Origin of the sequence: Salinibacter pepae (assembly GCF_947077775.1) — a bacterium.
In the GTDB taxonomy this organism is placed as follows: domain Bacteria; phylum Bacteroidota; class Rhodothermia; order Rhodothermales; family Salinibacteraceae; genus Salinibacter; species Salinibacter pepae.
Map to the genome: position 1 here is coordinate 1,339,363 of NZ_CAMTTE010000001.1, position 16,017 is coordinate 1,355,379.

Annotated in this window: 9 protein-coding genes; 3 read left to right on the forward strand and 6 right to left on the reverse strand. The window is 64.8% G+C overall.

The window, feature by feature from the left end:
- Positions 1 to 59 precede the first annotated feature (59 nt).
- Complete coding sequence (locus OJA40_RS05560) at positions 60 to 872, forward strand: PhzF family phenazine biosynthesis protein (RefSeq protein ID WP_263808038.1); 813 nt, start codon at positions 60 to 62, stop codon at positions 870 to 872.
- A gap of 13 nt (positions 873 to 885) precedes the next feature.
- Here the strand turns inward: OJA40_RS05560 and OJA40_RS05565 are convergent, their stop codons facing one another.
- A complete protein-coding gene (locus OJA40_RS05565) occupies positions 886 to 3,996 on the reverse strand; it encodes a basic secretory protein-like protein (protein WP_263808036.1) in 3,111 nt (1,036 codons plus the stop codon).
- Between the two features lie 417 nt (positions 3,997 to 4,413).
- Here OJA40_RS05565 and mrdA point away from each other — a divergent pair, with 417 nt between their 5' ends.
- The gene (gene mrdA, locus OJA40_RS05570; protein WP_263810090.1) at positions 4,414 to 6,354 is read left to right on the forward strand and encodes a penicillin-binding protein 2; all 1,941 of its coding nucleotides are present in this window, start codon (positions 4,414 to 4,416) and stop codon (positions 6,352 to 6,354) included.
- Positions 6,351 to 7,613 carry a rod shape-determining protein RodA gene (gene rodA / locus OJA40_RS05575; RefSeq protein WP_208425850.1) on the forward strand — a complete coding sequence of 421 codons (1,263 nt, stop codon included), beginning with the start codon at positions 6,351 to 6,353 and terminating at the stop codon, positions 7,611 to 7,613. The genes mrdA and rodA overlap by 4 nt, the downstream gene beginning before the upstream one ends.
- Before the next feature lie 404 nt (positions 7,614 to 8,017).
- Here the strand turns inward: rodA and OJA40_RS05580 are convergent, their stop codons facing one another.
- The 5 genes from OJA40_RS05580 to OJA40_RS05600 all read right to left on the reverse strand — a co-directional run bounded on the left by OJA40_RS05580 (position 8,018) and on the right by OJA40_RS05600 (position 15,970).
- Positions 8,018 to 9,436: an ammonium transporter gene (locus OJA40_RS05580; RefSeq protein ID WP_272506855.1), complete on the reverse strand. Its 1,419-nt coding sequence runs from the start codon at positions 9,434 to 9,436 to the stop codon at positions 8,018 to 8,020.
- A 143-nt stretch (positions 9,437 to 9,579) separates the two neighbouring features.
- Positions 9,580 to 12,630, reverse strand: a complete 3,051-nt coding sequence (gene uvrA, locus OJA40_RS05585) for an excinuclease ABC subunit UvrA (RefSeq protein ID WP_263810092.1) — start codon at positions 12,628 to 12,630, stop codon at positions 9,580 to 9,582.
- A 550-nt stretch (positions 12,631 to 13,180) separates the two neighbouring features.
- Entirely contained in the window at positions 13,181 to 14,179 is a 999-nt protein-coding gene (locus OJA40_RS05590) for a 5'-nucleotidase (protein ID WP_263810093.1), read from the reverse strand.
- A 70-nt stretch (positions 14,180 to 14,249) separates the two neighbouring features.
- Complete coding sequence (locus tag OJA40_RS05595) at positions 14,250 to 14,840, reverse strand: hypothetical protein (RefSeq protein WP_208425846.1); 591 nt, start codon at positions 14,838 to 14,840, stop codon at positions 14,250 to 14,252.
- A 50-nt stretch (positions 14,841 to 14,890) separates the two neighbouring features.
- Entirely contained in the window at positions 14,891 to 15,970 is a 1,080-nt protein-coding gene (locus OJA40_RS05600; RefSeq protein ID WP_263810094.1) for a hypothetical protein, read from the reverse strand.
- Positions 15,971 to 16,017 lie beyond the last annotated feature (47 nt).

The window sequence follows — 16,017 nt, forward strand, 5'->3', positions numbered from 1 at the left end:
GACCTGTACCCGGGACGCTTCGTTTCCCCACGATCTGCAACGTTCCAATCCCCCCTCCCATGCCTACCCCCCTCTACCAGGTTGACGCCTTCGCCACCGTCCCGTTCGCCGGGAATCCCGCCGCCGTGTGCCTCCCCCGGGATGACCGCGACGCCGACTGGATGCAACAGGTGGCCGCCGAAATGAACGTATCGGAAACAGCTTTTCTGCGTCCTCGGGGCGAGGCGGGCACCTACCAGTTGCGCTGGTTCACCCCCACCGACGAGGTGGCCCTCTGCGGACACGCGACGCTCGCCAGCGCACACGTCCTCTGGGCGACCGACCACGAGGCGGCCCGCCCCGCCCTTCATTTCGAGACGGCGAGCGGGCGCCTCACGGCCCGGCGCGACGACGGATGGATCTGGATGGACTTTCCCGCCGATCCGGTGGCCCCGGCCGCCCCACCCGCCCCACTTCTCAATGCCCTCGACGGAGCAACGCCGGAGGAGGTTGGATGGAGCGGGCGCGACTATCTCGTTCGCCTGCCGGACGCGGGCGCCGTGCGGGCCCTGCAGCCGACCCTCTCGCCCCTACACACCCTCGATGAGGCACGGGGGGTCATTGCAACCGCCCCGGCCGAGGCCGACGACGTCGACTTTGTGTCCCGGTTCTTCGCGCCCCGCGTGGGGGTCCCCGAGGATCCCGTGACGGGGTCCGCCCACTGCGCCCTCGGCCCGTACTGGGCCGCCCGGATGGGACGCACCGAGCTCACCGGCCGGCAGGTGTCCGCGCGGGGCGGCACCGTTCGCGTGCACCTCGATACGCCCGACGCGGAACGGGTCGCGCTGGGCGGGCGGGCCGTCACCGTCGTCGACGGCCGCCTCGACGCGTAGTCCTCATTCTGTCCTACCACCCAGGCCGCAGGATGACCCCGAAGTCCCAGTTTTTGGTGCGCTGGAACGTGCGGGCGTAAAACGCCTCCATGACGATTGCGCCCAGGACGTTCACGCGCGCCGACAGGCCGGCGCTCGTCACCGGCTGCGCGGCCACGGTGCGCTCCGTACTGCCGGTGCCCAGGCGCCCGGTTGCGCCGGTCCCAATCGTGCTCGAGGAGAAGGACAGGTCCGTCAGGTCCTCGTTGGTCCACGTCACCCCGGCATCGGCGAAGGCCACCAGGTCGGTCGGCAGGTACTCGAAGGTCGCGAGGCTCAGCACCTCCGGCCCGAGGAGCGGGAGGCGCAGCTCGACGCTCCCGAGCGCCATGCGCGTGCCGTACAATCGCCCAACTCTGCAGGATTCGAGATTGGCTCGACAATTCGGCTCCTCAAAAAGCGAATTGAAGCTGTACCCCCGCACAAAGCCCGCCTGGTAGGGATTCCCGAGCGTTTCGCGGACGAAGTTGTCCGTTAGCTGGCCGTCAAACTCGCCCGCCCCGTAGTTCCCGCGGTGGAGGCCCCGCACCGCAAGCGTGACGGGCTCGCGGTAGAAGTACCGCCGGTAGTCGGCCAGCACCGACACGAAGTTCCGGGACCCAAACTGCGGCGTCACCTGGAAGCGGTAGCGCCCGCCCTGCAGGGGCGAGGTCAAGCCCGACCGCGAGAAGTCCCCGACGTACGCGAGGCTCGTGCGCGCGAAGTAGATGGGATCGCGCACTGTCCCGGCGTCAATCTCTTGGGACTGCCCGAACCGGTTGAACGCGCGGACGGTCTGGCTGAATCCGTAGCGCGTGCCCCCTACGCCAAGTTCGAGTCGGTTCGTCTGGGAGAAGGGATAGCTCGTCTGCGCGCCCACCTGCGTCCGGAAGATCCGATTGACGATTTGCACGAATCGTCCATCTCTCGTCCGTCCCACTCGCCCGTAGGCCGACGGCTGGTGCGAGATGCCGACCCCGTAGTTGAATCGGTTCTCCTGATTGGAGTAGAAGACGCCCCCGCCGATGTCCTTGATCGTTCCGTTGGCCTGTACGAAGACGCTCAGGTTCCGATGGCCGAGAATGTCACTGAACATGAACCCGACCCCCCCCGCCACCTGCGTGCCCACCGGTCCTCCCACCGAGGCCCCCACCGAAGGGGGCACGATGCGGTCGAGGCGCAGCCGATTGCTGGCCTTCGTCGTCTGGGATGAGTCCACGTCCGTTAGCCCCGTCGTCGGATCCTCCAGGTAACTGCCCACGAGGCCGTCCCCCTTCGGCTGCACCGGGGGAAGCAACGCGGCGGTGTTGGGGGCCTCCGCCCTCGGCGTCATCCGCTCCCCCTTCGTTTCCTCCGGCGAGAGCCCCACGATGGAGTACCCGCCGTTCGAGAAGACCGAGAACATCATCCGCCCGCTCCGCCGCGCCACCGACAGGGCCGGAGAGAGGGCCGTAATGCCACTCACGCCGGTCTTCAGCTCCGTCACGCGGTAGGTCGCCTCCTCGTCCAGGTCGTAGCGGTACACGTCCTTGAAGCCGTCCTGATCGGCAACGAAGTAGATGCTGCGGCCGTCCGGACTGAACTGTGGGTTGTGCTGCATGCCCGTGGAGAAGGGCCGGATCGTGCGAATCTCGCCGGACGCGACGTCGATCAGGCCGATGCGCTCCTCGCCGTACTCCAGCGTCTCAAAGTTTGTCCCGTCCCGCCCGCGGTCCGTCGTAAACGCGAGGGTTTCCCCGTCGGGCGACCACGTCGGCTGCAGGGCCGCATACCGGTCGTTGGTGAGCTGGCGCACGCTCTTCTGGTCCAGGTCGTAGACGTACAGGTCGCTCAGGCCGCCCTCCAGCCCCGAAAACGCAATGGACTGCCCGTCCGGCGACCAGGCCAGGTTGTGAATGGCCCCCACGTTCTCCACCGCCGTCCGCGTCCGGATCTCGCCCGTCTGGACGTTGAACGTGTTGATTTCGTTGCGGCCGTCCGCGAACGTGATGAACGCAAACCGCCGCCCGTCCGGCGACCACGCCCCCGCCGAGTTGATAAACCGGAGCGCGTCGAAGTGCGGGTTTGAGCGGGTTCCCTCCAGTTCCTGGACGATCTCGCCCGTCTCCGCGTCCGCGACGAAGAGGTTCGTGTTGAAGAGGTTGCGGCGCGAGATAAAGGCCACGTAGCGCCCGTCCGGGCTCACCGCCGGGGAGATGTTGAGCTGGTTGTCGCCCCCGGGGTCCCCAATCACCGCCGTGCCCACCGAGTCCACCGGCGTCCGCCCCTCGGTGGCCGGCAGGAGGGCATCGCGGGTGGACTGCTTCCACTCCTCCGACAGCGAATCGGCCGTGATGCCGAGCGTGTACACGAAGGCGGAGTCAAGCCCCACCCGCCCACTCATTTTGTAAAGGTCCGTGACGGTGGCGTCGCCGTACTTGCCGCCGATGTAGGCCATGTAGGCCTGGCCGTAGCGGTAGGGAAAGTAGGACTGCTGGTCGCGCGTGAGCTGCCGAATTGTGGGCAGGTCCCCGCGCACGGCCGCGTCCCGCATCCACATCGCGGTGTGGGAGTCCTTCCGCCCGATCGACAGGTATTCGGCCATTCCTTCAATGAACCACAGCGGCATGTTGCGCAGCGAGAACCCCTCGTTGTTCTTGCGCAGGGCAATGTCGTACTGAAACGAGTGAACCAGCTCGTGGCCGAGCACATGGTCGGTCTCCCCGTAGCTTCCCGTAAGCGGCATGATGACGCGCTCCTTGATGCTCTCCGTCACGCCGCCGGTGCCCTGTCCCAGCTGCCCACGCACGGCGTTGGTCTGCTGAAAATCGGGGCTGTTGGCGTAAAAGATCAGCGGCTTCCTCTTCTGAAACTCTCGGAGGAAGGTCCGGGAGTGGCGATCGTACCACCGCTCCGCCATCCGGGCCGCGTCCTCAACGGCCTGCTGCTCCTCCGGGTAGAAGTAAATCTCAAACTGATCCGTCTCGAAGGAGCGAAAGTCAAACTGTTCGTACTGGACCTTATTCTGCCCAAAGTACTGGGCCGACGCCGGTCCGACGGCCCCAATCATCGAGGCGACCGAAAGCGCAAGGAGAGCGAGAGCAAAACGCACAGGAGATCGTTGCATAACAGCCAGGGACATCAACGAGGCTTTACGAAATTTACACCCGACGTACGGCCCTAGGTGTATTGGTTGGGGTACGGGAGGGTTCAGTCGTTACGCTCCCCCAAACGGGAGCGTGCCCGGAACGGAACTTGCACCGTTACGACACGCATCCCGTCGACAATGCCCAGGGGAATGCCCAGGGCAGTGCCCAAGATTCGGTTGAAATGCGCGTCCAGACGGTGCGGAGGGTTGGAATCCGCCTTCTTCAAGAACTAAAACTTTTGGGCAGAATTGAGGGTCCGCCACGGATGGAACGAGACTGTTTGCTCTCGCGACGGCTCAGGACCCATTTCGCGCCTTCCGCCGTTCGGACTCAGGTGGAAGGCCATCCCCCATTGTCATCCTCCGACGCACACTCGCCGCCCCGACCGCGCCTGCATGGATGAGTATCGCACCCGCGTCCGGATCTACGCCGGGGTCGTCGTCTTTCTCTTTTTCCTGCTCGGCCTTCGTCTGGTGCAGCTCCAGGGCTTCAACGGCGCGTCCGAGGACGGCACGCCGCCCGGAAGCGCCGTGCGGGAGCAATCGGTAGAGCCGGCACGGGGGGCCCTGTACGCCCGGGACAGCACGCTCCTGGTGGACAACCGGCCCACCTACACGATCCGGATCACGCCCCGGTACTTTGACGCGTCGAAGGCCCCGCTGCTGGCCAATCTACTGGGCGTGGCCGACTCGACGGTGCGCCGCCGACTGCGAGCGGCGCGCGAGCGGAATGCCTTCCGCCCGACGCCCTCGTTTCGGGAGGTCTCGTTCGACACGTTCAGTCGCGTGCAGGAGCACCTCTACGAGCTGCCCGGCGTGTCGTACGACGTGGAGTTGAGGCGGCGCTACCACACGGCCGCCCGGGCGGCACATGCCCTCGGCTACGTTCACGAGATTGACGAGCAGGCCTTGTCCCGCATGCCGGCGGCCTACCGGGCCGGCGACCGCATCGGCCGCACGGGCCTGGAGCACGCCTACGAATCAATCCTTCGGGGCGACCGGGGGCGCGAGATGGTGCTCGTGAACGTGCACGGGACGGAGGTGCGGGAGTACCAGAACGGCGCCATGGACATCCCTCCGGTCGGCGGGCACGATCTCCACCTCACCCTCGACCACGAGGTGCAGGCCCTCGCCGAGTCCCTCTTCGTGGGGAAGCGCGGCGCGGCCGTTGCCCTCGACCCCGACACCGGCGGCATCCTTTCCCTCGTCAGCACGCCGGACTTCGCCCCCTCCCTGTTTGCCCGGTCGGTCAGCACATCGGCGTGGGACAGCCTCCGCTCGGCCCCGAGCGATCCGCTCTACAACCGCGCCACGCAGAGCGGCTACCCCCCAGGCTCCACCTGGAAGCCGTTCATGTCCCTCGTCGCCCTCGAAACCGGAATGCTCACTGCCTCGGAGCGCATGGATTGCCCGCCAAGCTACCAGATCGGGCGCCGGGCCTTCAAAAATCACGACGGGCAGGACGAGGGTCGCATCACGGTGGCAAAGGCCCTGGAGGTGTCGTGCAATACCTTCTTCTACCAGGTGATGGACAACATGACCCTGGCCACCTGGCGCAACTGGGCCCTGGAATTCGGGTTCGGCCAGGAGGTGCCGCTCGAAGGATTTCGGCAGGAGCCGGGGTTGATTCCCGATTCCTCCTACTTCGACCGGATGTACGGCCGCTGGACGGACGGCTACACCATCAACCTCGGCATCGGACAGGGCGACATGTCCGTCACCCCCCTCCAGATGGCCCGGTACGCAGCGGCCCTCGGCAACGGCGGCCGCCTCCCCACGCCCCACCTCGTCCGCAAGGCCGTCCACCCCGAGACGGGGGCGGCCCGGCGTCCCGAACTGCCTCCCCCGGACCCAATTCCGGTCGACCCCTCTCACTTCGACGTCGTGCAGGAGGGCATGCACCGCGTCATGACCGACGGCACCGGCCGGTGGGTCCAGATCCCCGACATCCCCAGCGCCGGCAAGACGGGCACGGCCCAGAACCCGCACGGCGAAGACCACTCGCTGTTCATCATGTTTGCGCCGTACGACGACCCCGAGATCGCCCTCGCGGTAGTCGTCGAGAATGCGGGCTACGGGGCCACCGCCGCGGCCCCCATTGCGAGCCTGATGGCCGAACAATACCTGACGGGCTCAATCGCGGACACGTGGGAGCGGCGCTACTGGAAGCGACGCCTGCGGGAGGAGGTGCGCAGCGCCCCGGAGGACGGCGCGCCCTCCCCCTCCACGTCTCCTCCGGAGACAACGCCCGCCGTCCAGGCCACCACGCAACCCGCCGCCCCGACGCCCGCTGACTCGTCCCGCCCCAACGCCCCATCGCCGACCGATCGCCCATGAGTCCCCCAGCCCGGAAACTGGATCCCTGGACGCTGCTGCTCTGGTTGGGGCTCGCGGCCGTGGGCCTCGTGGCCCTGTACAGCACCACCCACGGCCCCGCGGCCGAATACATCGGCCCGGGCGTCCAGGATAATTTCGCCCGTCAGTTTCTCTGGATCGGCGTATCGATCGCCGGCATTGCGGCCACCCTCCTGGTGCCCGTTCGGTTTCTGCGGTACGCGGCCTATCCGGCCTACGCCGCGACGCTCGTCCTCCTCGTGTTGTGCCTCGTGATGGGGGTAGAGGTGCACGGCACCCGCGCATGGCTCGCCCTCGGGCCGCTGCGGCTGCAGGTGTCGGAGCTGGCCAAGGTGGGAACGGTCCTCGCCGTGGCGCAGCTGCTGTCCGAGCGCCACACCCGAGCCGGGCAGGACTTGAGTTTTGCCCTGAAGGCCGCGGGCCTCATCGTCGCGCCGGCCCTCCTCGTCATCCTCCAGAACGACCTGGGCACCGCCCTCGTCTTCTTCGGCCTCGTGCCCATCATGCTCTTCTGGAGCGGGCTGTCCCTCTCGGTCCTCCTGCTCATGGTCTCCCCCGCCATCGCAGGCTACTTTGCGCTGGTGTCCACTCCGGCCGCCCTCGGGTTCGCCGTCCTGTTCACCGGCGGGCTCTGGGCCTACTCCGGCCGGCGCTCCATCGCCGCCCTGGCGGCCACCTTCACCGCCGGCGTGACGGCCCTCATCTCGTTCGTGCTCCGCAAGATCCTCCAGCCCTACCAGGTCGACCGTCTGCTGTCGTTTACGAACCCCGGGGCCGAGCAATTTCGGCAGGGCGTGGGGTTCCACCTGGTGCAGTCGAAGGCGGCCCTCCATTCCGGGGGAATCTGGGGCACGGGCTTCATGCAGGGGCCCCAGACCCAGGGCGCCTACGTGCCGGAGCAGACGACCGACTTCATCTTCAGCGTCGTGGCCGAAGAGTTCGGCCTCGTGGGGTCGCTGGTGGTCCTGGGCCTGCTGGCCGCCCTCCTCCTGCGGCTCATCAAGCTGGGGGCCGACGTCAAGCACCCGTTCGGCAGCATCGTCGCCGCGGGGGCCGTGGGCGTCTACCTGATCCACATCTTCATCAACATCGGCATGGTCACCGGCATGCTGCCCGTGATCGGGCTTCCACTGCCGTTCCTGTCGTACGGCGGCTCGGCCATGCTCGCCAACACGGCCCTGCTGGCAATCGTCCTCAACACCCACATGCGTCGGGAGGACCTCTCGATCTACGGATATTGAGGTTGGGGGGTCAGCGTTAGGGGGCTAGGGGTCGAGCGCTGGGCTGCACCTCAACAGCATGAGTGCACTGCAGAAGCGCTGGTGTGGCGTGCGACGACCGTGGCCCGACTGCTCTCGGCTGACAGACCGCCGAAGCACCCCGAGACGCCGCCGCCTGCGGTCCGTCATCGGCCGTCTTCGCAAGGGGGGCACCAGCTCACGGACTTGGAATGCGACCGTAGTTGTATATCGGCCCCACACACGAACGGCCGCAGGGGCCAGGCTCCCACCGGGCCCGTCCCTGCGGCCGTCGCGTTTGCCGTAATGATGAGCGCCTGTCCCCGCATTGCGAAACGCACTCCCCCCCGGAGGCGAACATCGCTCGTTCTCCCCCGGCACAGGGAAGTGGTTGAGGGGCCGCGCCGCTACCGGGCAACAACCTCGTCCGTCTCGGGCGCCGGGGCCTGACGGTCCCCGTCCGTCGTGAACTCCGGGTACGCCTCGACGTCGTGCTCCATGCGGTCGAGCCCGACCGTCTCTTTCTTGCCGTTGAGGCGAATCCCAATCGCGGCGTCGACGATCGAGAAGACGAGGTAGCTGACGGGGAAGGTCCACAGGAACGCCGCCGCCACGCCCACGACCTGCACGCCCACCTGCGACAGGCTGAAGCCGGCGGAGTTGAACAGGCCCGCGGCGATGGTGCCCCAGGCGCCGGCCAGCCCGTGCACGGCGATGGCCCCCACCGGGTCGTCGACGTACCACTCCAGCGCGCGGGTGCCATAGACCACGACGGCGCCCGCGATGGCCCCCGTAAGGATGGCGTACGGCGGCGTGAGGGCCGCGCACCCCGCGGTAATGCCCACCAGGCCGCCCAGCACACCGTTCAGCGTCATCGTGGCGTCCGGCGTGCCGCCGTCGATCCAGGTGATGGCCATGGCAACCACCCCCCCGGCCCCCGCCGCGACGAACGTGTTCATGGCAATCTTGGCGATCGCGGTGGACCCGGCCGTCGTGGAGCCCGCGTTAAAGCCGAACCACCCGAGCCACAGGATAAACACCCCCAGCGCCGCCAGGGGAAGGCTGTGCCCCGGAATGCTGCGCGGCGTGCCGTCGTCCGCGTACTTGCCCACCCGGGGCCCCACGACCAACGCCCCGGCCAGCGCCGCCCAGCCGCCGACGCTGTGCACGACCGTCGACCCGGCAAAGTCGATGAAACCAAGCGCCTCCAGCCAGCCGCTGCCGTTGAAGAGGCCGCCCCACGCCCACGCCCCAAACACCGGATAGATGAGCCCCGTGATGGTGACGGAGAAGATCAGGTAGCCGCTGAACTTGATGCGCTCCGCGACCGCGCCGGAGACGATGGTGGCCGCCGTGGCCGCAAAGACCGCCTGGAAGAAGTAGAAGGCGTAAACCCAGGTCTGCGGCTGGTCGCCCGTGCCGGTGAGGAAGAAGCCGTCGGTCCCGATCAGGCCGCCCCAGGAGGTGCCGAACATCAGCCCGAAGCCGACCGCGAAGAAGACCAGCGCCCCGGCCGAGGCGTCCATCACGTTCTTCATGATGATGTTGACCGCGTTCTTCGCCCGCGAGAAGCCGGACTCCAGCAGCGCAAAGCCCGCCTGCATAAAGAAGACCAGCGCCGCGGCGAGGATTGTCCAGACGTAATCCAGATTCGTCTGTGTTTGCTCGGCCGATTGCAGCGCCTCAGCAACGTTTGCGGGGTCCGACAGCGGCATGGCCGCAGCCCCAATGGGAACCAGCAGAAGACCGACGACGGAAAGAAGGAGGGTGCGTATCCGCATTCCGAAGGCGAGTATTTTTTGTGGTGGGAGCGATACTGACGCCACTTACTCTACCAATACTCCCTTAAAACCACAAAAATTCGACCTTCATAAAAGCGCTCCCAGCGACCACGGAACCGCTTCCGGACGTTCTTTTAACAGGATCACCACATTTCGGGACGCCTCGTGCGGACGCTCTCCCCACCTTGTCACTCCGCCGCCGGCTCGGGCTGTCCCGACGCGAGGCCGTCGCCCGATTCGCCGACGGGGGCCGTCTTCTCCGCGTCGGTCTGCGCGGTTCGGGTGCGCTCCAACTCCTCCCGCAGGTAGGCCGACGTGTGCGTGTCGGCCTCCGCCAGGGCCTCGGGCCGGCCCTCGAACAGGATCTCGCCGCCCTCGCGCCCGCCCTCCGGGCCGAGGTCGATCACGTGGTCGGCCTGCTTGATGACGTCCATGTTGTGCTCAATGACCATCACCGTGTTGCCCTCGTCGACGAGCCCGTGCAGGACGTTGAGGAGATGACGCACGTCCTCGAAGTGCATGCCGGTGGTCGGCTCGTCGAGAATGTAGAGCGTATCGCCGGTGCCGGGGCGGGAGAGCTCCTTCGAGAGCTTCACGCGCTGCGCCTCCCCGCCGCTGAGCGTGGTGGACGACTGGCCGAGGGTGAGGTAGCCGAGCCCCACCGCGTCGAGCGTCTTGAGGGTGCGGACGAGGCGCGGCTGGTTCTCGAAGAAATCGACCGCCTCCGCCACGGTCATGGCCAGCACCTCGGCGATGTTCTTGCCCTTGTACTCCACCTCCAGCGTCTCGGGCCCGTAGCGCCGGCCGTCGCACGCGTCGCAGGTGACGTCCACGTCCGGCAGGAAGTTCATCTCCAGCGTGACCGTGCCGGTGCCGCCGCACTTGTCGCAGCGGCCCGGGTCGGTGTTAAAACTGAAGCGGCTCTTGGTGTAGCCACGGATCTCCGCCTCCGGCAGCTGGGCGAAGAGGTCGCGCAGGTAGTCCATCAGCTTCGTGTAGGTGGCCGCGTTGGAGCGCGGCGTGCGGCCGATGGGCTGCTGGTCGATCTCGATGACCTTGTCGACGTGGTCGATGCCCTCGACGCGGTCGTAGGGCAGCGGCACCGTCTTGGCGTTGTGGTGGTGCCGGTGTAGAATCGGAAACAGCGTCTGGTTGACGAGGGTCGACTTGCCGGAGCCGCTGACGCCGGTCACGCAGATGAGCTTGCCGAGCGGAATCCCGACGTCCTCGCCCTTCAGGTTGTGGCCCGTGGCCCCCTTCAGCGTGATCGACTCGCCGGTGCCGTCGCGGCGCTCGTCGGGCAGCGGGATGACGCGCTCGCCCTGCAGGTAGGCGGCGGTAAAGCTCTCGAAGTCGTAGTGGTCGCTGTCGTAGTCCGCGGCGCGCTCGGCCACCTGCTGCCGCGCCACGCCGTTGTCCTCGATCTCGTGCTCGGCCGCGCCGTTGGCCGCCGTGCCGCTGGTCTGCTCCACCGGATCGACCGTCAGGACAGAGGGCGGGCCCGTGGTGATGACGTGTCCCCCGTGGAGGCCCGCCCCGGGACCGAGGTCGACCACGTGGTCGGCAGCCTCGATCATGTCGCGGTCGTGCTCCACCACGACGACCGAGTTGCCGAGGTCGCGCAGGCTTTCGAGGCTCTCGATGAGGCGGTCGTTGTCGCGCGGGTGCAGGCCGATGGTCGGCTCGTCGAGGACGTAGAGGACGCCGGTCAGCTGCGTGCCCACCTGCGTGGCGAGGCGGATGCGCTGGCTCTCGCCCCCGCTGAGGGTACGGGCCGAGCGGTCGAGCGTGAGGTAGCCCACGCCCACCCCGATGAGGAAGTCGAGCCGCTCCCGCACCTCCTTCACGATGGGCGCGCCGATGCGCTCCTGCCGCTCGGTATCGAACGGCACGTCGTCTACGAACTCGCGGAGCTGGGTCAGGTCCATCCGCGCGAGGTCCGCAATTGACTGCCCACCGATGCGGTAGTGGAGGCTCTCGGTCTTCAGGCGCCCGCCGTCGCACGCGGGACAGTCCATCTCGCGCATGAACGACTCCGCGCGGCGCCGCTTCTTCGACGAGCTGGTCTCCTCGTAGGTGTGCCAGATGTGGTCGTAGAGGCCGTCGAAGCGGTGCTTGTACTGCACCTCGCGACCCTTGTAGCCGTATTCGATCTCGAACTGCTCCTCGCCGGCCCCCTCCAGAATCACCGCCAGCTGCTCGTCGCTCAGGGCCTCGATCGGTGTGTCGAAGTCGAACCCGTACGCCTCCGCGACCGCCTCCAGCTGGTTGAAGATCCAGATGTCGCGCGGCTCCCCGAGCGGGGCCAGCGCGCCCTCGTTGATTGTTTTCTCCGGGTGCGGGACGACGAGCTCCGGCGCAATTTGCTTGGCGGTCCCCAGCCCCTCGCACTCCGGACACGCGCCGTACGGCGTGTTGAACGAGAACATGTTGGGCGAGGGCTCCTCGTAGGAGAGGCCCGTCTCGGGGTCCACGAGGTCGCGGCTGAAGAGGTGGTCGCCGGTCTCCACGCCGTCGGGCCCGTCGACCACGTCCGCGATGAGGGTGCCGCCCCCCATCTCCAGCGCCGTCTCGACGGACTGGCCCACCCGCGAGCGGATGCCGTCCTTGATGGCGAGGCGGTCGATGACCACCTCCACGTCGTGGGTTTCGTAGCGCTCCAGCTTCATGTCCTCCTCGTAGGTCCGCATCTCCCCGTCCACGCGAAACCGCTCGAAGCCCTGCGCGGAGGTCTGCTCGAAGAGCTCGCGGTAGTGCCCCTTGCGCCCCCGCACCACCGGCGCCAGGATCTGCAGGCGCGTGCCCTCGGGGAAGTCGAGGAGGCCGTCCACGATCTCGTCGTCGCTCTGCTGCCGCATCTTGGTGCCCGTCTCGTAGGAGTAGGCCGTGGCGGCCCGGGCGTAGAGCAGGCGCAGGAAGTCGTACACCTCCGTGACGGTGCCGACCGTGGAGCGCGGGTTGCCGGAGACGGTCTTCTGCTCGATGGAGATGACCGGCGAGAGGCCGTCGACGTAGTCGATCTCGGGCCGCTCCATCATCTCCAGGAACTGGCGGGCGTAGGCGCTCAGGCTCTCCATGTAGCGCCGCTGGCCCTCGGCGAAGATGGTGTCGAACGCGAGGCTCGACTTGCCGGACCCCGACACGCCGGTCACGACGACGAGCCGGTTGCGCGGAATGTCGAGGTCGATGGCCTGGAGGTTGTTCTCGCGCGCGCCGCGGAGGGTGATGTGCTCGGGCATGCGGGGGGGCGGCAGCTTCGTGGAGGGGGATGCTCGGAGCAAGCGCCCTGCCGGGCCCTCGTATTGCGTGATGCGCATTGCGTGAGGGCAAGGGCGCTTATATTCCTGTAGAGGCAGTTACACCGTCGGGCTGGGCACGCGTTTCTGGTCGGGACAGGGGTGTTACGGCAAGGATACGTTGGGCGCTCAGCGCTGCAGGAACCGGCGTAGACGAACAGCGCGTTGCCATTCGGCCTCCTTGTGACGGTCGCCGAGACGAGTCTGCGTGGCGTTTTCCTCTCCCGAGAGCACGCCCGCAAATTGCTCAAAGTAGCGGGCGTCGAGGGGGCGAATCTTTACGCCGTGATCGGCTCTACGATCACCACCTTGGTCCCCGGCTCAAATCCACGCTTACGACGCAGCGGGGCGGGGAGGGCGATTTTTCAGTGTTCGGTGACAGTAATCGTGTACCTGGACACAACCCAACAGAAAGATCTCGCTGAACGAAAAATTGCTTCGGGGGCGGATGGTGGGTGTACCCATGGATGTTGGCTACGATGAGTCAACAGCTCTACGTCGATGTTCCTCCTTCCTCGGGTTCCTCATCCCGCTCCGCCTGCAACTCACGAAGCGTTGAGTCGCTGCGATATAGCACTTTGCCTGTGGGTACTCGTTCGGAAGCCGATTCTACGTGAACATCCTGATCGTCGAAGAAGATGTGGGGATTGAACGACTCCAGGACCGGTCCTTTGTCCACCCCGCCGAGGAAGAACGCCAGGTCCACGTACACCCCCCACTCCCGCAGCGTCTTGATGACCCGGAGCTCCGCAGGGCTGTCACGGGAGGTCACGAGGGCGAGGCGGACCGGCGAGTACTCGATGCGTGTGGGGAGCCGCTCTTGCATCTGCGCCAGCGCCTTGAGGAAGTCCTCGTAGGGCCCGCCGGGGAGCGGCTCGTCCTGCAGCGCATCTTCCCGTTCGTGGAATTCCTCCAGGCCCTCCTGTTTGTAGACGAGTTCGCTCTCGTCGGAAAAGAGCACCGCGTCGCCGTCGAGGGCGATGCGCACCTCACCATCCGTCGCGATGGGAGTGCGGTCCGGAGGAACCAAAAGCACCGCCGCTGCGCATTCGCCGCTGTCAATGACGGTCCGCGCGTCTTCCGAGTCCGTCGTGAGGAAAAGATCAACGTCGAAGGCGTCGAGATACTCCGTCACCGACGCCCCCGCGGTGAAGGCCGACCGCGAAATGTCGAGGTCCTGCTCGCGGATGCTTTTGAGCACCCGGACGCCGGTCTCGGGACTGTTCTGGGATAGGATGACAACCTCGGTGATGGGCGGGCCGTCCTCGGGGGCGTACTCGTTGAGTTGGAGTAGAGCCTTCACGAGGGGGAGTCCGGTGCCTGGCTCCAGCGGCTCGTCCTCTCGCTTCTGCATGTACTCCCGATACCGCTCGATTGCCATGTCAGGATCTTCCTCCCGCCACTTTCGGAAGCGTCGATCGGCCTCTTTCAGGTCGAAGAGGGCCGTGGACGAGATGCCAACGACAAGCGTACGGGAGAGATCAGTAGGCATCCTTTTTCTCTCGTCAGCGTCAAGATGAGAGCTTCAAGTGAGATGCCCCCGATTTCTGTGCCGAAGTAGTTCACTCAATTGACGGATAGGATGCTTTAGCACCATCTCCGGGACCCGTATTGTACACTTGATCATCTGGTAGATCGCTGTCTCTCTCGTCCTGCTTCTTGCGCTCACTGAGCAGAGTATAAAAGTTTTCGAGCACCAAAACGTAAAGTATTAAAGCCAGGACCAGAACAAGAGTCGTAACCGACAAAACGGTAAATGACATACCTCTCAGGACATGCAAAACCTCCTGAGGTATCTCAAACTGAGAGGTAAGCGTGGAGAGTATACCCGTGATCTGCACTATCGCAATAGCCCCTGCGGCAACAGCGAACACGAAAGCGAGCCGCTTGATAATGTCTATCTGCCTATCTGAGAAATCACGCTTAGAGCGCTGGTCTCTAGGATAGAATACAGCTTTTATTGCTTCCGGACTGATTAAAACAGTCCAGGCACCTGCGATCACTACAATTACCGAGGCGATACCTCTCAAGTCCTCATAGAGCGGCCACTGCTCGCTGAACGGAATTCCGCTGCCTAGCCAGAAAGACACCGCAAGGATCAGTAAACCGACTGTTAGAGCACCGATAACGTATCCACGCTTGAGGCCAGACATCGGTCTGAGAGGATTATTCGAGTTTGCTTTTCCCTCTTCTGAGATGAGGGTTATTCGGTTACTTGTACATCTTCCTCGTACAATGCTCTTTCCATCAGCTCAGCTCGGTTCTCAAGAACTTGATTCTGCAGGGATTCGAGCCTCACAAAGCCATTCTCGTCGCGTTCAACATCCATTGTCACCGATGCTTTTGGAAGCGATCGACTAAAAGAGTGCTCTTTGTTCTCCCCCTTGAACACTACCGCATAATCTTCCCAGTTTGAAGATCCATTCTGGTGGCGCTGACGCCACCGCTGAATCATTCCCTCAAGTTCTTCTTCGCCAGGGGTGATATCGAGTTCGTATTTTACACGCTTTGGCTCCTGACGGTCCGGTGCCGAATAGAGCCCTACATCATACAGGGGACGCTTCCAGTCTTCCAGTGTCTCAACTCCTCCACGTTCTTCTCCTACCTCAAACTTTCTGATAACTTTTCTGATTTCAGGTCTGCGGCGGCGGATCTCTTCAAGTGCCCCTGGTACGGGAGTGAGTGAAGAATTGAACCTCACGTAGTAGTTTTCCGGCTCCTGATCAGGATCTGTGTGGTTCTGACAGTGACCTATTACTCGCTTGTGTCGTTCGGTATCTCCTTTAGTGACTGCCTCGTAGCCTGCGTAGAACTCTAAAAAGTCCTCCATATACCTCTCCATCTCAGAACGCCCGTTTCGTCTCCGCTTTTCTACGGCAACAGTAGCGAGCTTATCTTCCTCGGGCAAGAACCAGAAATAGACAGGAAATCCAGCTATATCCTGAGGGTCCTGAAGAGGATTGGCATGCACCTCAACCTGATTGACTTCGTCGTTCGGATTTACACTTCCGACTTGATTCTCGACGGTCGGAATTTCTATCCACATCGCGACAAAGAATTCAGTCGCTGTTGCATCTCTGTGGACCTGGAGGCAGTAGGTTGGGTCAATCGTATCATCCTCCGGTGGAGACACTTCTGTCTCACCAAGCTCTTTCCCGTCAACCCAATCACTCAACCTTCTCAAAGCTTCTTCTATCTCTCCAAACCGTGCCTCGTCGTCTCCGCGTTTGTAGAAGCCACACTCTTCAATGTCATAGAACTTAACTTTTACTTCTTCGGGCATATCAAAAACACCTACTTGACGCTAATTCAAAAATCGAGGTTTCTCCG